The sequence below is a fragment of the Noviherbaspirillum sp. ST9 genome (genome assembly GCF_048799745.1).
Lineage (GTDB): Bacteria > Pseudomonadota > Gammaproteobacteria > Burkholderiales > Burkholderiaceae_D > Noviherbaspirillum.
Genome location: NZ_JBLWFR010000006.1, coordinates 23,610 through 49,104 on the forward strand (window position 1 = coordinate 23,610; position 25,495 = coordinate 49,104).

Below are 25,495 nucleotides of genomic sequence, written 5' to 3' on the forward strand. Positions count from 1 at the left end.
GTCTTGCCTTACATAGTCTTGATGCGCTCGACCATCTCTGCGCCGAACGTGACATACGCTTGCGCGCCCTTCGATGCGGGATCGAAGGTGACGCCGGGCATGCCGTAGGACGGTGCTTCAGCGAGGCGCACATTCCGCGGAATGATGGTCTTGAACACCTTGTCGCCGAAGTGCTGTTCGAGCTGCGCGGACACTTGCTGCGACAGCGTCATGCGCGGATCGAACATCACGCGCAACAGGCCGATGATCTTGAGATCGGGATTGAGCTTGCCGTGCACTTTCTTGATCGTGTTCACGAGGTCCGACAGGCCTTCGAGTGCGTAGTACTCGCACTGCATCGGGATGATCACGCCGTTCGCCGCGCAGAGGCCGTTGAGCGTGAGCATCGACAGCGCGGGCGGACAGTCGATGAGCATGAAATCGTAGTCGCTTCCGACGGCGGCGAGGGCGTCCTTCAGGCGCTTCTCGCGATTCTCGAGTTCGACCATTTCCACTTCCGCGCCAGCCAGTTCACGATTCGCGGGGAGCACGTCGAAGCCGCCGGTCTCGGATTTCTTGCGCGCGGTGTTGACGTCGGCCAAGCCGAGCAGTACTTCATACACGGACGACTCGAGCTCAGCCTTGTTGATGCCGGCACCCATCGTCGCGTTGCCCTGGGGGTCGAGGTCGACCAGCAGAACGCGCTGGTTGATCCTGGCGAGGCCGGCTGCGAGGTTGACTGCGGTGGTTGTCTTGCCGACGCCGCCCTTCTGGTTGGCGACGCAGAATATCTTGGCCATGTTGTTTTAGTTTGTCGTGAGTTTGATGCCGAAGCCGATCAGGAACATGCCCGCCATTTTCGATGCGAATGCCGCGATGCGCCGATTGCGTGCGAGTCGTTTTGCCGCAGCATTGCCGGCCAGTACCAGCAGGCTGCCGTAGAACAGGGTGCAGCAGGAAATGACCGCACCCATCGCTGCGAAGGTGACCGCTCCCTGGTGCGTCGCGGGGTCGATGAAGAGCGGGAAGAAGGCCATGTAGAACACGATGGCTTTCGGATTGATGAGCGTGACGAGGAGGCCGCGGCGGAAGTCGGCGGCATTCGAGAACGGCACGACCGCCCCGCCCTCTTCGCTCTTTGCGAACACGAGTCGCAAGCCAAGATACGCGAGGTAGGCGGCGCCAAGATATTGCAGTCCCTGGAACAGCACCGGGTTCGCCTGCAGCAGTGCGGCGACGCCGATAGCGGCGAGGAACATCAGTACGAGATCGCCGAGCATGAGGCCGGCGAGCGAAGCGAAGCCGCCGCGCAATCCGCGCTGGCCGGTGCAGGTAAGGACGCAGAAGGTGCCGGGGCCAGGCAGCATGAGGAAGACCATGGTAGCTGCGATGAGCTGCCACACGTCGGTGATGCCGATGGAATGAAACAGTGCGTTCATGCCTGCTCTCCAGCTTCGATGAATACGAGATGGCGCTCGGCATCGAGGCCGGGCACGGTCAGCGATTCTACCTTGCCCACTTTCCATCCGGCAGGAAGTCGTGCGATTTCTTCGTTCGGCATGACGCCCTTGAGCGCGATAAAGTGTCCGCCCTCCTCCAGCAACTGGCCGGACCAGGTGACGAAGTCGTTCAGCTCAGCGAAGGCGCGCGAGGTGATGACGTCGAATTTCTGTGGCACCTTCAGTTGCTCCACGCGGCTGGTGTAGACGGTCACGTTGGCCAGTCCGAGTTCGGCTTTGACTTGCGTGAGGAAGGCGGTCTTCTTGTGCACGGTGTCGACCATGGACACACGCATGTCGGGCCGCGCGATGGCGAGCACGATACCGGGCAAGCCCCCTCCGGCGCCGACGTCGAGGATGTTCTTCGCGCCGGCGAATGCGGGCACGACCGAGAGCGAATCGAGCAGGTGGTGCGTGACCATCTGCTTCGGGTCGCGGAGCGCGGTCAGGTTATAAACGGCGTTCCATTTTGACAACAACGCAAGATAGTCCATCAGCTTGCCGAGCTGGGCGTCGCTGAGGTCAAGTTGCAGTGCGCGCACGCCTTCGGCAAGCGTGCGCATCAGTTCATCGCGGGAAAAGGAGGTCATCGGCCGGCTGTCCTTACACGGCTGCGGGAGCGTTGACGAAGTCCTTGAATCCGCCCTTCTTCAGGTGCACCAGCAGCAGCGAGATCGCTGCCGGCGTAACACCCGAAATGCGGGAAGCCTGGCCCAGGGTTTCGGGGCGGTGCTTGTTCAGCTTCTGGCGGACTTCGACGGACAGGCCGCGCACTTCCATGTAATCGATTTCGGCGGGCAGCTTGAGGTTTTCGTAATGGTCGTGGCGTTCGACTTCGCGCGCCTGGCGATCGATGTAGCCGGCGTACTTGACCGAGATCTCGACCTGCTCGGCGACGGTGCCGTCAACCACGCCGGGACCGGCGAGTTCCTGGCCTTCCACGCCTTTCAGGGTCATCAGGGTTTCGTAGTTGACGTTCGGGCGGCGCAGAAGGTCAGCGAGCGCGTACTCCCTTTCGATGGCCTTTCCAAGAACGCGCTCGGCTTCCGCCGGTGGAAGGATGCGGGGGTTGACCCAGGTGGATTTCAAGCGCTCCAGTTCGCAGGCGACGGCTTCGCGCTTACGGTCGAAGACTTCCCATTGCGCGTCGCCGACGCAGCCGAGTTCGCGGCCGATCTCCGTCAGGCGCATGTCGGCGTTATCCTCGCGCAGGCTGAGGCGGTACTCGGCGCGGCTGGTGAACATGCGGTAGGGTTCCTGCACGCCCTTGGTAATCAGGTCGTCGACCAGCACGCCAAGGTAGGCTTCGTCGCGGCGCGGCGTCCAGGATTCACGCCCCTGGGTCTGCAGGGCGGCATTGATGCCGGCGAGCATGCCTTGGGCAGCTGCTTCTTCGTAACCGGTCGTGCCGTTGATCTGACCGGCAAAGAACAATCCCTGGATCGCCTTGGTCTCGAGCGAGGACTTCAGGCCGCGCGGGTCGAAGTAGTCATACTCGATGGCATAGCCGGGACGAAGGATGTGGGCATTCTCCAGGCCGCGCATGGAGTGCACGAGTTCGAGTTGCACGTCGAACGGCAGGCTGGTCGAAATGCCGTTCGGGTAGAACTCGTTGGTCGTCAGGCCTTCCGGCTCCAGGAAAATCTGGTGCGCGTTCTTGTCGGCGAATCGGTGGATCTTGTCCTCGATGGACGGGCAGTAGCGCGGACCCACCCCTTCAATCACGCCTGTATACATGGGGCTGCGATCAAGACCGCCGCGGATGATGTCGTGGGTGCGCTCGTTGGTGTGCGTAATCCAGCACGGCAACTGCTTCGGATGCATATCGGCGGAGCCCATCACGGAGAAAACCGGGATCGGATCGAGATCGCCCGGCTGTTCTTCCATGACCGAAAAGTCGATCGTACGGCCGTCGATGCGCGGCGGCGTCCCGGTCTTCAGGCGGCCTTGCGGCAGCTTCAATTCCTTCAGGCGCGCAGACAGGGAAATCGCGGGCGGGTCGCCGGCGCGGCCGGCGGAGTAATTATTGAGGCCGACGTGGATCTTCCCGTCGAGGAAAGTCCCGGCAGTCAGCACCACGGCGCGGCTGCGGAAACGAATGCCAACCTGGGTCACGGCACCGACTACGCGGTCACCTTCCACCATCAGGTCGTCGACTGCCTGCTGGAAGAGCCAGAGATTGGGCTGATTCTCAAGGCGGCGGCGAATCGCGGCTTTGTACAGGATGCGGTCGGCTTGGGCGCGGGTGGCGCGAACGGCCGGCCCTTTCGAGGAGTTGAGGATGCGAAACTGGATGCCGCCCTCGTCGGTCGCAATCGCCATCGCACCACCCATCGCGTCCACTTCCTTGACCAGGTGCCCCTTGCCGATGCCGCCGATGGACGGGTTGCAGGACATCTGACCAAGGGTCTCGATGTTGTGGGTCAGTAGCAGGGTTTTCTGGCCCATGCGGGCGGAAGCCAGTGCGGCTTCCGTGCCGGCGTGACCGCCGCCGACAACGATGACGTCGAATTCAGTAGGAAAAAGCATATTTCGCCTCGAAGAGACGGGTAAGGAAGTGGGCGGCGGATACGATGCCGGAGGCGAGATTATAAAGTGTTTTTGTCTCGCCCCTTCCGTTAGTCACGCGTTCGCGCAAGTTTGTTTCACGTGAAACAAAGTCAGGAGGTGATGCGGGCGAGTACGAAGCCAACGATGAATGAAAGTCCGGACACGATCAACCAGTAGCCCCAGTGGACCGCCTTGAAGGGATTCAGCTCTTCGTAGGGCTGCATGATTTGCTCGGGGATCACGATCGGCACGGGTTGGGTCAATGGCGCCGCCGACTTCATCGCCCTCCTCGCCCTCAACTCTTCCATGAGCGCATCGGCAGCCAGAACATCTTCCGCGTCGAGTGTGGGTTCGGGGCGCGGAGGTCTGGTCGGCTGCGCAGTGGGAATCGTGAGCAACGGAGCGTCATCGAGGACGGCAGCGGATGCACGTGCTTCGGCCGGTGCTGTTTCGAGTACCGAGGCCGCCGCATTCGTTGAAGGCACGTCGGTCCACGTGTGGATCTTCATGTCATGGCTCAACATGCCAAGCTCGTCTTCCGGATCACGGAGGATGACCGTGACAGGATCCATCGGGTCCTGCTGGAGGAATCGGTCGATTACGGTTCGCTCAAGCTCGTCAGGCGCCTGTCCGTCCAAGGGCATGAAGACTTCCAGCACGAGGTCTTTCGCCTGAAGCTTTTGCAAGGCACGGGCAAAGCGATCGTCAGTCAGGACGGGAAGTTTGGCGCGAATCTCTTTATAGGAGGACACACCGTCCACCATGATGAGGACAAGTCGCTCGCTTTGCGTCAGTCCGTGGCTTTTCTTGTGAATTTCCTCGCGGCCAGAATGGGTGCGCTGGAAGATGGTGGCAGGGTCAGTCATGTCGGATAAGAGGTTATGTTTCACGTGAAACACTTGGATGCTAAAGCGGCCGGAATGTTTCCAGGAGCCATCAATTCATCCTAGTCGCCGATCCATGGAATCGCTATACCAAACGTGCAACATGCCCGACGTAAATTGTAAGCAGGGATTACCCACCCTCTCCCCTGCGATCGTCACGCCTGCTTGTTACAATAGAAGATCAACCAAGGAGAAGAGATGAGCACAACAACAGCCCTCGGCGCATTTACCTTCAGCACGGTCCCGCACATCGTGTCGGAGATCGGCGCCGTGAAACGCATCGGCGCACTTGTTCAACAACATTTCCCGAAAGCGCGCCGTGCGCTGGTCGTCACCGATGGCGGCTTTCTCAAGACCGGCCTGGTCGACGCCCCCATTGCCAGCCTGCGCGAAGCCGGCCTGACAGTCAGCATCTTCTCCGATGTGGTTGCCGATCCGCCGGAACCCGTTGTGCTGCAAGCCGTTGCCGATGCACGCAAGAACGAGATCGACCTCGTCATCGGACTCGGCGGCGGCAGCTCCATGGACGTGGCCAAGCTCATCGCCGTGCTGGTCGATAGCGACCAGGATCTCAAATCCATGTACGGCATTGGCAATGTCAAAGGCGGCCGCGTGCCGCTGGTGCAAGTACCCACCACCGCGGGCACCGGCTCTGAAGTGACGCCGATCTCGATCGTCACGACCGGTGCGACCACCAAGATGGGTGTCGTCTCGCCCCAGCTGTACGCCGACCTCGCCATTCTCGATGCGGAATTGACGATCGGCCTGCCGCCGAAAGTTACAGCAGCGACCGGTATCGATGCCATGGTGCATGCGATTGAGGCCTACACCACCAAGCTGAAGAAGAACCCCTTGTCGGACATGCTGGCCCGCCAAGCGCTCTCCTTGCTGTCGAGCAATATCGTCACGGCGTGCGAGGATGGCAAAAACCTGGGCGCCCGTCAGGCCATGTTGCTCGGTGCAATGCTCGCCGGGCAGTCGTTCGCCAATGCGCCCTGCGCGGCAGTCCATGCCCTCGCCTACCCGATCGGCGGCATCTTCCATGTTCCGCATGGCTTGTCGAATTCGCTGGTATTGCCGCACGTGCTCCGCTTCAATGCACCGAACGCCGCCGGCATGTATGCCGAACTCGCCGAGATCCTTGCACCTGGAGTCACCGGCAGCACCGAGGCGCGCACGCAGGCCTTGATCGACAAGATGGATGAGATTGCCCGCCGCACCGGGATCGAGACCCAGCTGCGCCAGGTGGGAATTTCGGAAGCCGACCTGGACCGCCTTGCCGACGACGCCATGCTGCAAACCCGGCTGCTGACCAATAACCCGCGCGAAGTGACGCGCGCCGATGCACGGGCGATCTACGCGGCAGCCTTGTAAGCCTCCTGCGTCACCAAATAAAAACGGCAGCCGAGGCTGCCGTTTTTATTGACGCTTGCAAATCCTAGTGCGCCGCACCCGATCCTGCCGGTGCCCGCTTGAACAATGCGCCGAGCTCGCCCACGATGCCGCGGCGGAAGGCCAGCACGCAGATGATGAAGATGAAGCCGGTCACGATCGTGACGGATTCACCGATGCTGCGGAACCATTCAATGCCGGAGATCGAGGCAATGAGATTGCCCAATTCGCCCAGCTTGTTCTCCAGCGCAATGATCAGGACTGCGCCGACGATGGGACCGGTCAATGTGCCCAGGCCGCCGACCAGCGTCATCAGTACCACGAGGCCGGACATGGACCAGTGCACGTCGGTCAGCGTTTCGAAGCCAAGCACTACGGTTTTAGTAGCACCCGCCAACCCGGCGAGGGACGCCGACAGCACGAAAGCCAGCAGCTTGTACTTGTCGGTGTCATAGCCGAGGGAGATGGCACGCGGCTCGTTCTCCTTCACCGCCTTCAACACCTGGCCGAAGGGCGAATGCACGGTGCGCACGATCAACGCGAAACCGGCGATGAAGATGGCCAGCACGACGTAGTAGAGCGTCAGGTCGTTTCCGAGGTCAACGATGCCGAGTAGTTTGCCGCGCGGCACCCCTTGCAGGCCGTCCTCGCCGCCCGTGAACGGTGCTTGCAGGAAGACGAAGAACAGCATCTGCGCCAGCGCCAGCGTGATCATGGTGAAGTAGATGCCCTGGCGGCGAATCGCCAGGCTGCCCATGAGCAGGCCGATGAGCGCCGCCACGACCACACCGGCGACCAGTCCCAGTTCGAATGGCATGCCCCATACCTTCAGTGCATGGCCCGCCACATAGCCTGCCCCGCCGAAGAACGCCGCGTGGCCGAACGACAGCAGGCCCGTGAAGCCGATCAGGAGGTTGAATGCACACGCGAACAGCGCGAAGCACAACACCTTCATCAGGAACACCGGGTAGACGAAGAACGGCAATGCCAGTGCAGCTGCCACGGCGATTGCATATCCCACTTTCTTGTTCATCCTATGTCCCCTTCTATTTCTCTTTACCGAACAGACCTGCCGGACGAATCATCAGCACGATCGCCATGATGATGAACACGACCGTCGCCGAGAGTTCCGGATAGAACACCCGCGTGAAACCTTCGATGATGCCGAGTCCCAGGCCGGTCAGGATCGAACCCAGGATCGAGCCCATGCCGCCGATGACCACCACCGCGAACACGACGATGATCAGGTTGGACCCCATCAGCGGCGACACCTGGATCACCGGAGCCGCCAGCACGCCGGCGAACGCCGCGAGCGCAACACCGAAACCGTAGGTGAGCGTCACCATCAGCGGCACGTTGATGCCGAAAGCTTCCACCAGCTTCGGGTTTTCGGTACCTGCACGCAGGTACGCGCCGAGCTTGGTCTTCTCGATCACGAACCAGGTGGCAAGGCAGACGACGATCGAGGCCAGCACAACCCAGGCGCGATACTTCGGCAGGATCATGAAGCCGAGGTTGAATGCGCCGGAGAGCGCCTCAGGCACCGAATACGGCTGGCCCGACACGCCATAGAAGGAGCGGAACAGGCCTTCCAGCATCAGCGTGATGCCGAACGTCAGCAGCAGTCCGTACAGGTGATCCAGCTTGTACAGCCAGCGCAGCATGGATTTTTCGATGATGATGCCGAAGATGCCGACCAGGATTGGTGCGAGCAGCAGCATCACCCAGTAATTGATTTCGAAGTAGTTCAGTCCCATCCAGGCGAAGAACGCGCCCATCATGTACAGCGCGCCGTGCGCGAAGTTGATGACGTTGAGCAAGCCGAAGATGACCGCGAGGCCGAGCGACAGCATCGCGTAGAAAGAACCGTTGACCAGGCCGAGCAGAAGCTGGCTCAGCAAGGCCTGCAGGGGGATGCCGAATAATTCCATAGGCAGAGTAAAGAAAGTTGCTGCTGGAGATTTGCGCCTCTGATTGCAAGGCGCGCCGTAAGACGCCTTCCCCCTCAGGGGGAAGGTTGGGATGGGGGTGCTGCGGCTGTGCTACGGCAGTCGGTAGTTCGACCTCACTACCCCCATCCTGGCCTTCCCCCTAGCAGGAGGAAGGAACCCGATCGCTACGAAAGGAAGTGCCGTGGAAGTGCAGTATTACTTCCACAACGCGCACTTCGTCTCAGCCTTGGTCGTCCAGGCCGTTGCCGCCGGAATCGTCTGTGCGACCTTGTAGTAGTCCCACGGATACTTCGACTCGGACTGCTTCTTCACTTCCATCAGATACATGTCGTGCACCATGCGGCCGTCCGGACGGATCTCGCCGCCCTTGGCGAAGAAGTCGTTGATCTTGGTCTTCTTCATCTGGGCCATAACCTTGTCCGGATCATCCGAATTGATCGCCTTGACCGCGTTCAGGTAGTGCATGGTGGCCGAGTAGTCGGCGGCCTGCAGCATGGACGGCATCTTCTTCATCTTTTCGAAGTAGCGGCGCGACCACTTGCGGGTGTCGTCGTTCAGGTCCCAGTACCAGCCGTCGGTCAGGTACATGCCCTGCGTCAGGTTCAGGCCGAGTGCGTGCACGTCGTTGATGAACATCAGCAGGCCAGCCAGCTTCATCGACTTGGTGATGCCGAACTCGTTGGCAGCCTTGATCGAGTTCACGGTGTCGCCGCCCGCGTTCGCCAGGCCGAGGATCTGCGCCTTGGACGATTGCGCCTGCAGCAGGAACGAAGAGAAGTCGGAAGCCGACAGCGGGTGCTTCACGCTGCCCACCACCTGTCCACCGGCGGCCTTCACCACGTCGGAGGTGTCCTTTTCCAGTGACGCACCGAACGCATAGTCGGCGGTCAGGAAGTACCAGGTCTTGCCGCCCTGCTTCACGATTGCCGAGCCAGTGCCCTTGGCAAGCGCCACGGTGTCGTAGGCGTAGTGCACGGTGTAAGGCGAGCACTCTTCATTGGTCAGGCGGGCCGATGCGGCACCGATCGAGATGAAGGGCTTTTTCTTTTCCGCGGCAACCTTGGCCATCGCCAGGTTGGCGCCGGAGTTGGTACCGCCGAGCAGCATGTCGACACCCTGCTGGTCGAACCATTCGCGCGCCTTGGATGCAGCGATGTCGGCCTTGTTCTGGTGGTCGGCGCTCACGATCTCGATCTTCTTGCCGCCGACGTTACCGCCGAAGTCGGCAATCGCCATCTTGATCGCTTCGACACCGCCCGGGCCGTCGATGTCGGCATACAGGCCCGACATGTCGGTGATGATGCCGATCTTGACGACATCACCGGATACCTGCGCGGAAGCGGTGCCCGCTGCGGCGAATGCACAGGTGGCCGATACTGCAACTGCAATTGCTTTCAATTTCATTGCGATCTCCTTGGTGTTCCAGCTTGTGGCTAGTGGTTGTTATACCCCGAGCAGAGAATTCAGCACGGGCATCTTGTTATCCAGTTCGGATGCAGCGAAGGTCTCGACAATCTGACCGTGTTCCATGACGTAAAAGCGGTCCGCGAGTGGTGCGGCAAAGCGGAAGTTCTGTTCCACCATCACGATGGTGTAACCCTTGGCTTTTAGCGTCGTGATCATCCGGGCCAGTGCCTGCACGATGACAGGGGCAAGGCCTTCGGAAATTTCATCGAGCAACAGCAGGCGCGCACCGGTGCGCAGGATGCGTGCGACGGCCAGCATCTGCTGCTCGCCGCCGGACAGGCGCGTGCCCTGGCTCGATTTGCGCTCGGCCAGGTTGGGAAACATCGCGTAGATTTCTTCCACCGACATGCCCTTGTCGGTCTTCGACACGAAGGGCGGCAGCATCAGGTTTTCTTCCGCCGACAGCGACGAAAAAATGCCCCGTTCCTCGGGGCAGTAGCCTACGCCTAGGTGCGCCACCTTGTAGGTGGGCAGGTCGATGGCCTCGGTGCCGTTGATCTTGATCGATCCCTTGCGCGTGCCCGTCAGCCCCATGATCGCGCGCAGCGTCGTCGTCCGTCCCGCGCCGTTGCGGCCCAGGAGCGTGACCACTTCACCGTGGTTCACGGAAAAATTGACGTCATGCAGGATGTGCGACTCGCCGTACCAGGCGTGCAGGTTGGCGATTTCCAGTGCCGCTGATCCAGCCATTCAATGCGCTCCTTCGAGTGCGCCGGTCGTGGTGCCCATGTAGGCCTCCATCACCTGCGGGTTTTTCGATACTTCATCATAGGTGCCTTCGGCCAGCACTGCCCCGCGCTGGAGCACCGAGATGCGGTCGCTGATGCCGGCGATCACGCTCATGTTGTGCTCCACCATCAGGATAGTCCGCCCTGCGGAAACTTTCTTGATCAGGTCGGTGACGCGATGGACGTCCTCATGGCCCATGCCCTGCGTGGGTTCGTCGAGCAGCATGAGTTCCGGCTCCATCGCCAGCGTGGTGGCGATCTCCAATGCGCGCTTGCGGCCATAGGGAAGATCGACCGTGGTCGTGTCGGCGAACTTCTCCAGGTCGACTTCCGTCAGCAGTTGCATCGCGCGATCGTTGAGCACGCTGAGCTTGCCCTCGCTCTTCCAGAAATGGAAGGAATTGCCCAGCGGACGCTGCAGTCCGATACGGACGTTCTCGAGTACCGTCAGGTGCGGAAATACCGCGGAGATCTGGAAGGAACGGATGATGCCCTGCCGCGCAATCTGCGCCGGCTTGGCCATTGTGATGTCCTTGCCATTGAAAAGGATATGTCCCGATGTCGGGACCAGGAACTTGGTGAGCAGGTTGAAGCAGGTCGTCTTGCCGGCGCCGTTCGGGCCGATCAATGCGTGGATGTGTCCACGCTGCACCTTCAGGCTCACATTGTTGACGGCAGTGAATCCCTTGAATTCTTTCGTCAGCTGCCGCGTTTCCAAAACCACATCCGCCATGGATTCTCCCTGTTGTCTGTAAGGAGGGCGATCTAAAGTGCCCTCCAGCGCCGCGCCGCTTGAGCCGCGGTCATTAACCAAAAGGACGTGCATAACGCTGATGCACAGTACACAGTACGACTAGGGGGGTGGCAATACAACAGACAAATCATCTGCCGATTGTTTGGCCTGTATCAACACCGGACATGTATCGATATCAGGCACTCGGCCGATGTTAGCATGAAGAAAAAATAATTGCTTGTGGTTAAGTCAAGCCTGAACTGAAACGAAATCGAGGAGCTACTGCTGATGCATTCCCTCGGAATGGCGAAGCGCTTTCTCGCGCAACGATGCGGTAAACATCATCGCTGACTCGGCCACCTTCAAGCGACCGAGGTCGAAACGTTGCAGGTGCTGCAGCACGATCTGGTTGATGGCCATGGTTGCCTGCATCATCAGGAGATCCGAGGTCGACGTGCTTGCATCCGCCTGTGCTGTTGCAATGAACGGTGCCTTGCCCTCTTCCCTATCGGCGATCAGGCAATGGTAGACGTCCGCAAGCGAAATGGTGTGCGGCGCACGTGTACACGTCCACGTGTCGGCATTCTTCTCGTGCGGCTTGAGCAAGCCGCCGGCGGACAAGGTGCGCAACAGCTTGCGCAGGTAGCGCAGCGACACGTCCAGTGTTTCCGACAGTTGTTGCGCAGTGGGCGGACGCGACGCGTTGCAGATGAGTTGCGTCATCACTGCGAGCGCCGTGGAAAGCTGCAGGTGCAGCGTTGCATTGCCGAGGATGAATTCTTCGTGTTGAACCATGCGCACACCCTTCCTGGAAAAAGGTGTGGCCTGTCCCGCCCGTTTGCGTCATTGACCCCAAGCCCCGGGAACGGTGAAAGACCACCGCGCGAGGTTAGTGGAACGCAGTGCAGCAAATCCAATGCAATGTGTGCATCAAACTATGCACGCATTGCATAACCGTCAAGCCGGTTCGGCAACACGCAGGATGGTTTGCTCGCTTCGTGCTTCGTTGCGCGCAGCGCGTATCCATTGCGCTGCCTTTTCCGCAATCATGATGGTCGGCGAGTTGGTATTGCCGGAAGTGATGGTCGGCATGACCGACGCGTCGACCACGCGCAAGCCCTTCACGCCGCGCACGCGCATCTGGCTGTCCACGACCGCGAGCGGGTCGTCTGTCCGTCCCATCTTGCAGGTGCCGATCGGATGGAAGATGGTCGTACCGATGTCGCCGGCGGCCTTCGCCAGCTCTTCTTCCGTGCGGTAATGCAGGCCCGGCTTGAATTCCTCCGGTGCGTACTTCTTCAATGCGGGCGCCGCTACGATATCGCGCGTAATCTGCAAAGCATCGGCCGCTACCTTGCGGTCTTCCGGCGTGCTCAGGTAATTCGGCGTAATCTTCGGCGCGGCAAAAGGATCGCCCGAAGCAATACGCACATGACCGCGCGCTGTCGGACGCAGATTGCAAACGCTGGCGGTGAAGGCAGGGAAAGGATGCAGCGGCTCGCCGAATTTCTCGAGCGACAAGGGCTGCACATGGTATTCGATGTTCGGCGTCGGCTGCGACGGATCCGAGCGCGTGAACGCACCGAGTTGCGAAGGCGCCATCGACATCGGACCGCTGCGCGACAGCGCATACTCCATGCCGATCTGCATCTTGCCAAGCAAGCTATTGGCCATCGTGTTCAAGGTCTTCACGCCCTGCACCTTGAAGGCCATGCGCAGTTGCAAATGGTCCTGCAGGTTTTCACCCACGCCGGGAAGATCCGCGACGAGCGGCACACCATGTTTCTGCAACAAAGCAGCGGGACCGATGCCCGACAATTGCAGGATTTGCGGCGACCCGATCGCACCCGCCGTCGAAATGGTTTCACGTTTGGCCTCCGCAAACCATTCCTTTCCGCCGCCGGTGAATTCCACCCCGATGCATGCCGGCCCATTGTCCGTCTGCTGGATGCGCAGGCGCTTCACATGGCAACCGGTCATGATGTCGAGCTGGCCCTTGCGGCCTTCGGTCGACTTCAGGAAGGCGCGCGCGGTATTCCAGCGCAGTCCTTTCTTCTGGTTCACTTCGAAATAGCCGCAGCCCTCGTTGTCACCGCGGTTGAAGTCATCGACGTTCGGAATGCCGCGCTGCTTCGCTGCTTCACGGAAGGCATCGAGGATTTCCCAGGACAGGCGCTGCTTTTCCACGCGCCATTCGCCGCCGGCACCATGATAGGCATCGGCGCCCTTGTGGTAATCCTCGCTCTTCTTGAACACCGGCAGCACATTCTCCCAGCGCCAGCTGTCGTCGCCCGTGAGTTCGGCCCACGTGTCGTAGTCGCGTGCCTGGCCGCGCATGTAGATCATGCCGTTGATGGATGAGCAGCCACCGAGTACTTTGCCGCGCGGATAAATCAATGCGCGTCCGTTGAGGCCGGGATCGGCCTCGGTACGGTACAGCCAGTCGGTGCGCGGGTTGTTGATGCAGTAGAGATAGCCCACCGGGATGTGGATCCACACGTAATCGTCCTTGCGGCCGGCTTCGATCAACAGCACAGAGATGTCCTTGTCCTGGGCAAGGCGATTGGCAAGGACGCAGCCGGCGGTGCCGGCGCCGATGATGATGTAGTCGTAGGTTCCTGCGGATTCCATGGGGGCTCCAAGGGGATCAAGTGTGGGGATCATCAACCGTAGGGCTTACGATCGCCTTACGGCTCCTTCCCCTTCAAGGGGAAGGTTGGGATGGGGATGGGTTTCGACAACATATCGGCGCGACAAAACCCATCCCCACCCTAGCCCTCCCCTTGAAGGGGAGGAAACTCCATTTACTTCGCCACCGGCATCGTAAACTCCGCCCCCTTCGCGATCGAGTCTGGCCAGCGCTGCATGACCGACTTGTAGCGCGTATAGAAACGAATGCCCTCTTCGCCGTACGCATGCATGTCGCCGAACAGCGAACGCTTCCAGCCGCCAAAGGAATGCCATGCCATCGGCACCGGAATCGGCACATTGATGCCGACCATGCCGACTTCGATGCGGCGGGAGAATTCACGCGCCGTATTGCCGTCCGAGGTGTACAGCGCGACGCCGTTGCCGAATTCATGCGCATTGATCAGTTCAACCGCGGAAGCGAAATCAGGCACGCGCACCACGCACAGCACCGGGCCGAAGATTTCTTCCTGGTAGATCTTCATCTGCGGCGTGACGTGGTCGAACAGCGAACCACCGAGGAAGAAACCGTTCTCGTGCCCCGTCACCTTCAGGCCGCGGCCGTCGACCAGCAGCTTTGCCCCGGAACGGACGCCGTCCTCGATATAGCCTTCGATCTTGTCCTTGTGCTGCGCGGTCACGACCGGCCCCATTTCGGCGTCCGCTTCCATGCCGTTCTTGACCTTCAATGCCTTCACGCGCGGGATCAAGGCCTCGACCAGCCGGTCGGCAACGCTGCCCACGGCAACGGCGACCGAAATCGCCATGCAGCGCTCGCCGGCGGAACCATAGGCCGCGCCGATCAGGGCATCGACTGCCTGGTCGAGATTCGCATCGGGCATCACGACGAGATGGTTCTTTGCACCGCCCAGCGCCTGCACCCGCATCGGGAATGCGCCCTTGCGCTTGACGCCCTCGGTGTAGATGTATTCCGCAATCGGCGTCGAGCCGACGAAGGATACGGCGTTCACGTGCGGATGATGCAGCAGCGCATCGACCGCTACCTTGTCGCCCTGCACGACGTTGAACACGCCGTCAGGCAACCCGGCTTGCTGCAGCATGTCGGCCACCATCAGCGACGGCGACGGATCGCGTTCGGACGGCTTGAGGATGAAGGTGTTACCGGTGGCGATTGCCATTGGCGCCATCCACATCGGCACCATGAACGGGAAATTGAACGGCGTAATGCCGGCCGTGACGCCCAGCGGCTGGCGCAACTGCCAGTTGTCGATGCCGCCGCCAATGTTGTCGGTGAACTGCGTCTTCATCAGTTGCGGAATGCCGGTCGCGAATTCCACCACTTCCAGACCGCGCACGACTTCGCCCTTGGCATCGGAAAACACCTTGCCGTGCTCGCGCGTAATCGCGGCGGCGAGGTCGTCGTGATGCTTTTCGATCAGTTCCTTGAACTTGGACAGGATACGGGCACGCTTCAACGGCGCGGTATCGGCCCAGCCAGGTGCGGCAGCACGCGCGGCAGCGACGGCGGCATTGACTTCCTCGACGCTGGCCAGCACGACTTCCGCATCAACTTCACCTGTGGCGGGATTGAACACGCCCTGCTTGCGGCCACTGGTCGATTCGGCCACGCGGCCGCCGATGAAATGCTGGATGAGGGGCTTCGTCATAAGGATTCCTTTGGAAGATTGCCGGATTTCGACAGCATATTCCTGTCGAATCTCCGAATCCAATGAGTTCTTGTCAAAACCAATATAAAGAACTCTTATAATGAAACCATGGACCTCACTCAGTTACGCGCCTTTGTCACCGTCGCCCGCGAGGGCAACCTGACCCGCGCCGCAGAAAAGCTGCACCTGACCCAGCCCGCCGTCAGCCTGCAGATCAAGGCGTTGCAATCCAGCCTGAACCTGGTCCTGTTCAACCGCACGCCATCAGGCATGTCCCTGACCGACGACGGCGCCAAACTGTTGCCTTATGCGGAAAGGGTAATGGCCAGCGTGGCCGAATTCCGCGAAGGCGTTGCCGGCCTGCATACGACGCTTTCAGGCACGCTGTCGATCGGCACCATCCTCGACCCCGAATTCATCCGCCTCGGCCCCTTCCTGAAGCGCCTGGTGGAAACCTACCCCCAGTTGTCCACACAACTGCAGCACGGCATGTCCGGCTGGGTCCTGCAGCAGGTGAAAGCCGGCAACCTCGACGTCGGCTACTTCCTCGGCACGCCGGGCAAGGAATTCCATTCGCTGACACTGACCTCGTTCACCTACAACGTCGTCGCGCCCCAGGGCTGGAAGAACCGGGTCGCCGGCAAGGACTGGGAAGCGCTGGCAAAGCTGCCCTGGATCTGGACGCCGCCGGAATCGGCGCACAACCGCCTGCTGACGAAAACCTTCGGCCAGCTGAAGCTTGTCCCCAACAAGGTCGCCCTGGTCGACCAGGAGCCGTCCATGCTCGACCTGGTGAAATCCGGCGTGGGTTTGTCGCTGGTGCGTGAATCCATCGCCCTGCGCGAAGCCCATGCGCATGGACTGGTGATCGCGGATGCCGTCAGCCTGTCGACCGAACTCTCCTTCATCGCCCTGGCCAGGCGCAAAAACGAGCCGACCATCGCTGCCGTGTTCTCCTTGCTGCAGGCGTTGTGGCGAACTTGACAACGAATGTGGATAAGTCCTTGGACAACCCGTGATTTGTTTGGGAGTAAACACGACGGCATGTGGACAGGGCGTTTTTATCCAAGATCTATCCTTTGCCCGTACAACGATTATCAAGCGTTTATCCCGTGCGTAAACGCTTGATCCCATTCAGGTTTACCGGGTTATCCACGTAAACGGGACGTTGTTAACACTACTACTATTCGTATATATAAACCTTTATTCAAAAACCCCGGAAAGCTTTTTCCCGCAGTTCTTCGAAAAACCGCAACCGAAGATTGTTATTTTGAACACCGTATTGTTTGATTGCTGAAAGCTGGCAAAAAGATAACTTCAATCCGCTAGCCTTCAAAAAAAAGCCGCTCTGTTAACAAACGATTGTGGATAACTCTATGGATAGCGGCTTGAAGAGTTGGGGAAAAGACGAGCAGATGTTCACAGCCGCTTTTTTATTCAAAACCTGTCCTACACACATACACCTGTTATCCGGCGGTTTATACCGCGCGTAAACACTTGTTTACTTTCCGGTTTACCGGGTTATCCACAGTTTTTGGCTGTTGTTAACACTACTACTATTCATATATATCAAAACCAATTTAAAAAAACCCCGAAAAACATCGGCGACCGGAGTTGCACCAGAACATCGAATGGCAATACGCTATTGAATTGCCCGCTTTCAGGATGAATGGGCTGGTTTTTCAGAAAAAGATTGCAGATGTCCCAACAAATTACCCGTCTCGGGCTGGTCAGCGCCCTTCATCAAGAGCAGGCAGGCCTGATCGACGCCATGCAGGACGCCCAAACCGTCTCCAGAGGCATGCGCGACTACACCACTGGCAAGCTATGGGGAATCGACGCCGTATGCGTCCTGTCGCGCATAGGAAAGGTCGCAGCGGCTGCGACTGTCGCCACCCTCATCGAACGCTTCCAGGTGTCCCATATCGTGTTTACGGGCGTTGCAGGGGCTGTGGAAAGCGATGTACAGGTTGGGGATATCGTGGTGGCCGATTCGCTCGCGCAGTACGACATGGACGCCACCCCGCTGTTTCCGCGTTACGAAGTCCCGCTGCTTGGCCAATCCCATTTCGGATCGGACAAGCATCTCACCGATCGTCTTGCCAAAGCGGCAAGTGAATTCCTGGAACAGGACCTGGACGACATGGTGCCGGGCCACGACCGCGATACCTTTCGGCTCGGTTCGCCGCGGGCCTTCCGCGGCCTGATCGCCAGCGGCGATGAATTCATTGACAGTCAGGCAAGACAGCTGGAACTCAAGCAGGCGTTCCCTTCCCTGCTTGCCGTGGAAATGGAAGGCGCGGCCGTCGCCCAGGTCTGCTTCGAGTTCGGCGTGCCGTTTTCCGTGATCAGGACGATTTCGGATAGCGCGAACGAAGCCTCGCCGCATGATTTCATGCAGTTCATCGAAAGCGTGGCATCGCGCTACGCTTTCGGCATCGTCAAACGCTTTTGTGGAATGGGAGATATCCTGCCGCCGGCATAAGACGGCAGGATTGAGGGGCTAGTGCCCGAAGGAAGGGACCAGCAAGGCAGAGAACAGGTCGGCCAGCGTCAGGCTGGACGGATCGCCCGCCAGCTGCCACAGCCCTTCCCTTTCAGGATCGAGCCGCAGCAAACCGGTTTGGGAGAGTCGGCTGCACATCAGCTCCACCTCTTCCCGCGGGTGACACGCGACCTGCACCAACTGGTCGATACCAACCGCGGCGGGCGACTGCCTGAGCAGCTCCGCCAGGATGCAGGAAGAAAGACAAAGCCGCTCGTGCAGGTCCGGATTGCCGAGGATGTCGTTGTCCTGCATCCGGTCAGGCACCCAGGGTCATCAGGCTCGCATTGCCGCCCGCTGCCGTGGTGTTGACGCAGACGGCCCGTTCGGCCACCAGGCGCCACAGCGGAATGGCTTCGCTGCCGCTGGTTTCGATGACCGGCACCAGGGCGCCGTCGCGCGATGCCAGGCGACCCGACAACTCCGCAAGCTGATCTGCTTCGACCAGCGCCATCGCCAGGTTCGCCGCCGACAGGGATTTTTCCTCCGTCACCTCGATCGATGCGCGCACTGTGTCCGGCAGGCCGGCAGGCAGCAATGCCGCGGTCAGCGAGGTGACCACAACCCGGTTGCCCGTCGCAAAGCACGCGGCAAGCTGGTTGAGCAGCACATCGACATTCGACGCGAAGCACAGCACTGCGCCGCGCGGTGCGAAGCGCAAGGTATTGCGCTCGCCGGTCGGGCCGGGCAATACCATTTCCGTATTCAGCAAGCTGGCGTGTACATAGCCATCACCGAGCGTCGCCACACGGGTATGGCCGTGCGAACCGGCCCATTTCATCAGGCTGCCGAAGGCCGGCAATACCGCATGCTGCTGCTCATGAATCGTATGCGCGGCACGCGCGACGACGGCGTTGCGCTGCAGGCGCTTCAGGTACAGTGGACCGCCTGCCTTCGGGCCGGTGCCCGACTTGCCTTCGCCACCGAAGGGTTGCACACCAACGACCGCACCGACGATATTACGGTTCACGTAAATGTTGCCGACATGGGCGCGCGCAGTGATGAAATCGATGGTTTCATCGATACGCGAATGGATGCCGAGAGTCAGACCGTAACCGGTCGCATTGATCGTATCAATCAGTTTCGGCAGGTCGTCACGGCGATAACGGATCACGTGCAGCACCGGGCCGAAGACTTCGCGCTTCAACTGCGCGATCGAGTCCAGTTCGATGACGGTCGGCGGAACGAAGGTACCTTGCGCACAGGCTTCCGGCAATGGCAGCTGGTACACGTTCGGCGATTGTGCCTTCATGCGCTCAATATGGCCGAGCAGGTTCTGCTGCGCTTCCGCGTCAATGACCGGACCAACGTCGATGGCCAGCCGATCGGGATTGCCGATGCGCAGTTCCTGCATTGCGCCTTTCAGCATCTTCACCGTCTTGTCCGCGATGTCTTCCTGCAGGCACAGCACGCGCAGTGCCGAGCAGCGCTGGCCGGCGCTGTCGAAGGCCGAGCTCAGCACATCCTGCACCACCTGTTCCGGCAGCGCGCTCGAGTCGACGATCATGGCGTTCTGGCCGCCGGTTTCCGCAATCAGCGGAATCTCGCGCTTTTCCGCCGTGGCGCGCTTGGCCAGCGTGCGGTTGATCAGCTGCGCGACTTCCGTCGAACCGGTAAAGATCACACCACGCGTACGCGCATCGGCGGTCAATGTCGCGCCAACAGTCTCGCCCGTACCCGGCAGGAATTGCAGCGCGCCGCGCGGAATGCCCGCTTCATGCAGCATCTGCACAGCGCGGAAGGCGATCAGCGGCGTCTGCTCCGCCGGCTTGGCGAGCACGACGTTGCCCGCAGCCAGTGCGGCACTGACTTCACCGATGAAGATCGCCAGCGGGAAGTTCCAAGGACTGATACAGACGACAGGACCGAGTGCCTGCGTGTTCGGGCCGTCCTGTACCTGCGCAGCGTAATAGCGCAGGAAGTCGACCGCTTCGCGTACTTCGGCAATCGCGTTGGGCAAGGTCTTGCCGGCTTCACGGATGGCGAGCGCCATCAGTTCAGCCTGGTTCTGTTCGAGCAGGTCCGCAGCGCGCACCAGCGCTGCCGCACGTTCCGCCGGCGGCGTGGTCTGCCAGTCGGTCGCATAGGCATCTGCCGCAGAAAGCGCACTTTCCACTTCCGCCGCACCTGCCTCGACAACACGGCCAACGACGTCACGATGATCCGCAGGATTGCGGATGTCATGCGGCTGGCCTGCGCTGCTCGCACCGGATGCCAGCAGCGGCAACGCCTGCCATTGCCGGGTCGAGAAACCCTGGAAGGCAATGTCGATCTCGCGCAGCACGTTTTCGTTTGCGATATCGACACCCGCCGAGTTGAGGCGTTCAGCGCCGTAGAGGTTGACCGGCAGCGGAATATTCGCATGCGGTTCGCCGCCAAGCTGCTTCGCCGTCTTGAACGGATCGGTGATCAGCGATTCGACAGGCACGTTTTCATCGACGATCTGGTTGACGAAGGACGAGTTCGCACCGTTCTCGAGCAGGCGGCGAACGAGGTAGGCGAGCAGCGTTTCGTGGGAACCGACCGGCGCGTAAATGCGGCAAGGCTTCCCGAGATTCTCTTTACCGACCACCTGGTCGTACAGCGTTTCACCCATGCCGTGCAGGCACTGGAATTCATAGTCTTCGATGCCGCGTTCCTTGGCCCAGGTGTAGATCGATGCCAGCGAATGCGCATTGTGCGTGGCGAATTGCGGATAGATCACATCGGTCGCGGCCAGCAGCTTCTGCGCGCAGACCAGATAGGACACGTCGGTGTAAACCTTGCGCGTGTAGACCGGATAGCCGGGCATGCCGTCCACCTGCGCGCGCTTGACTTCCGCATCCCAGTACGCGCCCTTCACCAGGCGCACCATGAACTTGCGGCCGCTGCGGCGCGCGAGGTCTGCCAGGAAATCGATCGCGAACGGGCAACGCTTCTGGTAGGCCTGCACCACGAAACCGATCCCTTCGAAACCATCCAGATCCTTGTCGAACGCCAGCGCTTCCATCAGGTCGAGCGACAGCTCGAGACGGTCCGCTTCTTCCGCATCGATGTTCAGGCCGATGTTGTACTGCTTGGCCAGCAGCAGCAGGCGCTTCAGGCGCGGCAGCAATTCATTCATCACGCGCTCGTGCTGAGCGCGCGAGTAGCGCGGGTGCAGTGCCGACAGCTTCACCGAAATGCCGGGACCATCCTTGATGCCGCGGCCATTCGACGCGCGGCCGATAGCGTGCACGGCGTTTTCATAGGCGTCGTAATATTTCGCCGCATCTTCTTCGGTCAGCGCCGCTTCGCCCAACATGTCGTAGGAATAGCGATAGCCGCGTGCCTCATTCGGACGGCTGTTGTCCAGCGCCTCGCCGATCGTCTGGCCAGTCACGAACTGATTGCCCAGCATGCGCATCGCCAGGTCCACGCCCTTGCGGATCAACGGCTCGCCACCCTTTGCAATCAGGCGGGTCATCGCGGAGCCAAGTCCTTGTTCGCTGTTGGTACTAACCAGCTTGCCGGTAATCAACAGACCCCAAGTCGCCGCGTTGACGAACAGCGATGGCGATTCGCCGAGGTGCTTCTTCCAGTCGCCCTTGCTGATCTTGTCCGCGATCAGGCGGTCCGCGGTCTGGTGGTCGGGAATGCGCAGCAAGGCTTCGGCCAGGCACATCAGCGCCACGCCTTCTTCGGAAGACAGCGAAAACTCGTGCATCAGCGCGTCAACGCCGGAAGAACGGGTGCGCTTTTCACGGACGGCCTGGACGAGGTTGCGCGCCAGGTCCTGGATCTTTTCCTGCGCGGCATAGTTCGGCTTGACCTGGTCGAGCAGCCATTGCACGGCGTCCCGCTCATCCTTGCGCCAGGCGGCAGTAATGGCCGCGCGCAGGGTTGTCGGCATATGGTCAATATCGGCGTGCAACGCGGCAAACGGGGCGGACGCGGAAAATTCTTGTGCGGCAATCAGCATGGCGAGGGTGAAAATCCTGAAAAAAATGATTTTCGATTGTAGTGAGGATCGCCGTGGATTAATTCTGGAAATGAAGGTAGCTGTCGAAATTTTGTATTTTGTGGGACAATTCTGCCGAAGAAAATTCTTATAAGGCACTTGCCATGCTAGACAAGATCAGCAAGAAAATCCTTTCCGAACTGCAGAACGACGGCCGCATCAGCAACGTGGAACTCGCGTCCCGCGTGAACCTCTCCCCGGCCGCCTGCCTGGAGCGCGTGCGCAAGCTGCAGGAAGCCGGCTACATCCTCGGCTACAGCGCAACGCTGAATCCGCAGTTGCTGGATGTCTCGCTGCTGGTCTTCATTGAAGTCGTGCTCGACCGCACGACGCCGGAAGTGTTCGAAGCATTCAAGCGCAGCGTGCAGGTGATTCCGGAAGTGCAGGAGTGCCACATGGTCGCGGGTGGATTCGACTATCTAGTGAAGGCGCGGGTGAAGGACATGAATGCCTACCGCGAGTTTCTCGGCAAGTCGCTGCTGCAGTTGAAGGGTGTGCGGGAGACGCACACGTATGCGGTGATGGAAGAGGTGAAGAATACGACGCGGTTGCCGATTCGATAAAGGCAGGGATCGTCGGACAACGCACGACGAGAATCAGGAGCACCGCATCAGCGGTGCTTTTTTTTTGAATTGCTAAGCAGCCTCCGCTGCGGCATGCCGACGATTGGAAACGATCTTGACCCCGGAAACGCTTTGTCCGCCTTCGGAGATAAGCATCGCATCACCGCCCGCATAGACTTTCCGGTAGCGCAAATAGCCGGCACCACTCCACAGAGGCTCTCTGCCGCTGTTTATCATCCTGGGGACTCTTCCGGTTCGCTCATACTCCAGCGCCCAATTTTTCTGGCTGGTCGTCAGCGACAGATGCACCCGGTTGCTGGAGTCATGCTTTGCCTCTTCAAACTCTTTGATCTGGCGCAGCCAGGTCTTCAATACCCCCTCGACTTCATCCGCCTCGGGACCGCTGAGTTTGAACCACGCACGCGAGTCGTGCACATAGTCGTCAAAGAACGCCGCAATGCCTTCAGGAAGAAATTCACTTTCCCAGAAGCGGGCGATTTCTTCCCACTCTCGATGCCAGTCATTTTCAAAACCCGGCTGCTGAGGTTTGATTCCTTTCGGCTTGTGTGGCTGATGTTCCCATGTGTATGGACGATCTTCCTGAGGCATCGGATGCAAATAGTTGTCTCTCCAGCGCTCAAATGCGGCCATCTCCAGGGTGAACTCCACGTTTGCACTGTGCAGATCGTTTTGGTCAACGGGTATTGCGGCGTTGAAACTCCCGGTTTCCTCGAGCGGAGTCGGCCCTTGATGCCTGCGCTTGTAACGCCACTGAATGTAAAAGTTGCGCTGCTCGCGCATGATATCCGTCAGTCTGCCATTCTTCGTCCTGGCAAATGCCTGGTAGTGATTGAATGCCGCGATTGTCGCCGGCGCAATCTTGAAGTCCTCTTTAACAGATTGCTGAGTGACCAGTTCCAGTTTAAGGGGAACACCCGCAAGACGCGCAGCGCGGTACATGTGCGCCAAGGGAAGGCGCGACAACATATCCATCCCCGTCTCGTCTTTTCCTTTTCCTTGTTCCTTCGGGCAGTACCCGCCGCCGACATCAGAATGCACGCCCGGGTACACAATTTCATAGCGCCTGCTGCCGAGCACGCCGTCGACCGAGATCGAATCAAGCGGAAAGCTGCGGCGCACTTCATGTGCGGACACCAGGTGCAAGCATTCGGAAAACTCACGCGGTACCCGCAGGCTGACCTCTGCATCGGCCCAGCCCCAGTGTCCGTCCGCCGTATTGAGTGTGTTCGCGAGGCCCACCGACGCAACCGTATCGAACAAACCAAGGAATTCGAAGTTCACCGCAAAGCCACCAAGCGTGGGGTACGGTTTCTTGAGCAACATCGCATCCAATTTGCACAGGGCGACCAGCCAGTTGGCAAAGACCCGAGCCGCCGCAGCTCCCCGTGAAAATCCGAAAGCGGAAACGTAAATCTGCTGTACCCATCCGGGATCTGTATTCCTCGGTTTGCTGCCGTCCGGACCGGTCATGTTGTACTGGATCGCGTCGTGCAGCCGCTTCAGGATGGATTCGAATTGCATGCGTGCCGCTCCGTGTTCCGCGGACGGGGTCCATGCCGTCATGTCGTCGAGGGACAGCTTGTTGAGGCGTATCCGGGAGTACAATTTTTTTGCTTCATCGTCCTCGATCAGCTTCTTGTCTTTCTTGAAGAATCGATGCACGTTGTTGATCGCCTGAAGCAAGGTCCAGACGATGCGCGGTTCTCCCTTGTATGCCATTGCCGCGCCGAGCGTCGCGTCTTTTCCTTCGCCAGTGTCATCCACGGCGTCGAACAGGCTGCTCACGCCAGGGGTGTAGACACGGAAGAAGTTCTCGAACTGCGAGATTTCATGTTCCCACTTTGGTTCGTTGGGAATAACGTTGGGCACGCTTTTACCGGGATAACAGCTGTATAGCCGAGCGATGTTGCTATGGGTGTGGTTCTTTTTTTCGATTGACTTGCCGTAGTTGTTGCGTGTGCCGTCGTGGAAGAAACCGAAAAAGAGGTTGGGTTTACATTGGGAGCCGCATTCCCCGATAGGGGCGGATTCGCGTATCAAATTTGACTTGATTTTTTCGACATCTCCTCTGGAAAAGAATCGATCAACGTTTGACGGATCTGTGTAATCAACATTGTGCATCTTTAACGGTTGCGCCAGTTCAGCTGTCATGGCCTCCTCCTCAACCAATCGTCAACATCTTTTTGCGAAGTTTCCAAGAACTGTTCGTAACGTTTCTGTAGGTATTCTTTATATGCAGGGTCATCTGGTCCTGAATACGGCTCAATTTCTTTCTCGCGATACCTTTTGTCGAATTCCCAGCTGTTATTCAGTCTCTCTTCAGGAGATGCTTTTAATTCCTGAAGCAGCTCTTCGGCCGCCTTGACGTCGATCATTTTTAGATTTAAATCTCGTTCCCACAACTTGCGCCGATACTCGACGCTTGGCACCGGCCACCCCTTCACCTTGGCCGGCCATCTCTCATGTGGCGGTCCGTACTGGGTTGAGAACACCTCGGCACTTCCATCCTGGTGATATACGGCCCACAACTGCCCGGGCTTGCCATCGACATAGGGCGGCAGTTCGAGGATGTCGTCCTTCACCTCTTTCCGGTTTGTGTCAAAGATCCGCACGCGCACCTTGATCCCTGCCTGCCACGTCTTCGGAAGGCTGAAGCAGCACATGAGGCCTCCTGCCCCGAAAGGATCGACCGGTTCGCCGCCGACACTTGCAGGGTTGTGCGGATCGGACAGCAAATAAGTAATGGGCTGGTCGCTGTAATTGACGCCGCTGATACTGACGCCGATATTCGAACTTTCGGCGCGCAGGATTCCGCATCCGGCGAGAAAAAGGCTCATCAATATCGGCAACAGGCAGTTCGATTTCATGGATTTGCGTATCCTTGTTT

21 protein-coding genes are annotated in these 25,495 nt (G+C 59.6%); 4 read left to right on the forward strand and 17 right to left on the reverse strand.

Annotated features, from left to right (window positions below; translation table 11 throughout):
- Positions 1–8 precede the first annotated feature (8 nt).
- The 5 genes from ACNOHI_RS14520 to ACNOHI_RS14540 form a co-directional block, all read right to left on the reverse strand.
- Positions 9–779, reverse strand: coding sequence for a ParA family protein (locus ACNOHI_RS14520; protein WP_420475393.1), 771 nt, complete (start codon positions 777–779; stop codon positions 9–11).
- Between the two features lie 6 nt (positions 780–785).
- Positions 786–1,418 (reverse strand): leucine efflux protein LeuE, encoded by a 633-nt coding sequence (gene leuE, locus ACNOHI_RS14525; RefSeq protein WP_420475394.1) that lies wholly within the window; start codon positions 1,416–1,418, stop codon positions 786–788.
- Positions 1,415–2,068 carry a 16S rRNA (guanine(527)-N(7))-methyltransferase RsmG gene (rsmG, locus tag ACNOHI_RS14530; protein ID WP_420475395.1) on the reverse strand — a complete coding sequence of 218 codons (654 nt, stop codon included), beginning with the start codon at positions 2,066–2,068 and terminating at the stop codon, positions 1,415–1,417. The genes leuE and rsmG overlap by 4 nt, the downstream gene beginning before the upstream one ends.
- Before the next feature lie 13 nt (positions 2,069–2,081).
- Positions 2,082–4,007: a tRNA uridine-5-carboxymethylaminomethyl(34) synthesis enzyme MnmG gene (gene mnmG, locus ACNOHI_RS14535; protein ID WP_420475396.1), complete on the reverse strand. Its 1,926-nt coding sequence runs from the start codon at positions 4,005–4,007 to the stop codon at positions 2,082–2,084.
- A 131-nt stretch (positions 4,008–4,138) separates the two neighbouring features.
- Positions 4,139–4,894 (reverse strand): hypothetical protein, encoded by a 756-nt coding sequence (locus tag ACNOHI_RS14540; protein ID WP_420475397.1) that lies wholly within the window; start codon positions 4,892–4,894, stop codon positions 4,139–4,141.
- 216 nt (positions 4,895–5,110) lie between these two features.
- Here ACNOHI_RS14540 and ACNOHI_RS14545 point away from each other — a divergent pair, with 216 nt between their 5' ends.
- The gene (locus ACNOHI_RS14545; RefSeq protein WP_420475398.1) at positions 5,111–6,286 is read left to right on the forward strand and encodes an iron-containing alcohol dehydrogenase; all 1,176 of its coding nucleotides are present in this window, start codon (positions 5,111–5,113) and stop codon (positions 6,284–6,286) included.
- 64 nt (positions 6,287–6,350) lie between these two features.
- Here the strand turns inward: ACNOHI_RS14545 and ACNOHI_RS14550 are convergent, their stop codons facing one another.
- The 8 genes from ACNOHI_RS14550 to ACNOHI_RS14585 form a co-directional block, all read right to left on the reverse strand.
- Complete coding sequence (locus ACNOHI_RS14550) at positions 6,351–7,337, reverse strand: branched-chain amino acid ABC transporter permease (RefSeq protein ID WP_420475399.1); 987 nt, start codon at positions 7,335–7,337, stop codon at positions 6,351–6,353.
- A 13-nt stretch (positions 7,338–7,350) separates the two neighbouring features.
- Positions 7,351–8,235 (reverse strand): branched-chain amino acid ABC transporter permease, encoded by an 885-nt coding sequence (locus tag ACNOHI_RS14555; protein WP_420475400.1) that lies wholly within the window; start codon positions 8,233–8,235, stop codon positions 7,351–7,353.
- A gap of 216 nt (positions 8,236–8,451) precedes the next feature.
- On the reverse strand, positions 8,452–9,660 hold the full coding sequence (locus ACNOHI_RS14560) for an ABC transporter substrate-binding protein (RefSeq protein WP_420475401.1): 1,209 nt from the start codon (positions 9,658–9,660) through the stop codon (positions 8,452–8,454).
- 39 nt (positions 9,661–9,699) lie between these two features.
- Positions 9,700–10,413, reverse strand: a complete 714-nt coding sequence (locus tag ACNOHI_RS14565) for an ABC transporter ATP-binding protein (protein ID WP_420475402.1) — start codon at positions 10,411–10,413, stop codon at positions 9,700–9,702.
- Positions 10,414–11,184, reverse strand: a complete 771-nt coding sequence (locus tag ACNOHI_RS14570) for an ABC transporter ATP-binding protein (RefSeq protein ID WP_420475403.1) — start codon at positions 11,182–11,184, stop codon at positions 10,414–10,416.
- A gap of 279 nt (positions 11,185–11,463) precedes the next feature.
- Positions 11,464–11,979 carry an Rrf2 family transcriptional regulator gene (locus tag ACNOHI_RS14575; protein WP_420475404.1) on the reverse strand — a complete coding sequence of 172 codons (516 nt, stop codon included), beginning with the start codon at positions 11,977–11,979 and terminating at the stop codon, positions 11,464–11,466.
- Positions 11,980–12,141: 162 nt separating this feature from the next.
- Positions 12,142–13,815, reverse strand: coding sequence for a GMC family oxidoreductase (locus ACNOHI_RS14580; RefSeq protein ID WP_420475405.1), 1,674 nt, complete (start codon positions 13,813–13,815; stop codon positions 12,142–12,144).
- Between the two features lie 173 nt (positions 13,816–13,988).
- Positions 13,989–15,500, reverse strand: a complete 1,512-nt coding sequence (locus tag ACNOHI_RS14585; protein ID WP_420475406.1) for a CoA-acylating methylmalonate-semialdehyde dehydrogenase — start codon at positions 15,498–15,500, stop codon at positions 13,989–13,991.
- Between the two features lie 108 nt (positions 15,501–15,608).
- Here ACNOHI_RS14585 and ACNOHI_RS14590 point away from each other — a divergent pair, with 108 nt between their 5' ends.
- A complete protein-coding gene (locus ACNOHI_RS14590; protein ID WP_420475407.1) occupies positions 15,609–16,484 on the forward strand; it encodes a LysR family transcriptional regulator in 876 nt (291 codons plus the stop codon).
- A 715-nt stretch (positions 16,485–17,199) separates the two neighbouring features.
- Positions 17,200–17,985 (forward strand): 5'-methylthioadenosine/adenosylhomocysteine nucleosidase, encoded by a 786-nt coding sequence (locus ACNOHI_RS14595; RefSeq protein ID WP_420475408.1) that lies wholly within the window; start codon positions 17,200–17,202, stop codon positions 17,983–17,985.
- Between the two features lie 18 nt (positions 17,986–18,003).
- On the opposite strand, the gene ACNOHI_RS14600 is transcribed toward ACNOHI_RS14595, so the two are convergent.
- Complete coding sequence (locus ACNOHI_RS14600; protein ID WP_420475409.1) at positions 18,004–18,300, reverse strand: hypothetical protein; 297 nt, start codon at positions 18,298–18,300, stop codon at positions 18,004–18,006.
- A 4-nt stretch (positions 18,301–18,304) separates the two neighbouring features.
- Positions 18,305–21,985 carry a trifunctional transcriptional regulator/proline dehydrogenase/L-glutamate gamma-semialdehyde dehydrogenase gene (putA, locus tag ACNOHI_RS14605; protein WP_420475410.1) on the reverse strand — a complete coding sequence of 1,227 codons (3,681 nt, stop codon included), beginning with the start codon at positions 21,983–21,985 and terminating at the stop codon, positions 18,305–18,307.
- Between the two features lie 143 nt (positions 21,986–22,128).
- Here putA and ACNOHI_RS14610 point away from each other — a divergent pair, with 143 nt between their 5' ends.
- Positions 22,129–22,587 (forward strand): Lrp/AsnC ligand binding domain-containing protein, encoded by a 459-nt coding sequence (locus ACNOHI_RS14610; RefSeq protein WP_331940080.1) that lies wholly within the window; start codon positions 22,129–22,131, stop codon positions 22,585–22,587.
- 72 nt (positions 22,588–22,659) lie between these two features.
- Here ACNOHI_RS14610 and ACNOHI_RS14615 read toward each other — a convergent pair whose 3' ends face one another.
- Both ACNOHI_RS14615 and ACNOHI_RS14620 read right to left on the reverse strand, forming a co-directional pair.
- On the reverse strand, positions 22,660–24,759 hold the full coding sequence (locus ACNOHI_RS14615) for a T6SS phospholipase effector Tle1-like catalytic domain-containing protein (protein WP_420475411.1): 2,100 nt from the start codon (positions 24,757–24,759) through the stop codon (positions 22,660–22,662).
- Positions 24,756–25,475, reverse strand: a complete 720-nt coding sequence (locus ACNOHI_RS14620; RefSeq protein ID WP_420475412.1) for a DUF3304 domain-containing protein — start codon at positions 25,473–25,475, stop codon at positions 24,756–24,758. The genes ACNOHI_RS14615 and ACNOHI_RS14620 overlap by 4 nt, the downstream gene beginning before the upstream one ends.
- Positions 25,476–25,495 lie beyond the last annotated feature (20 nt).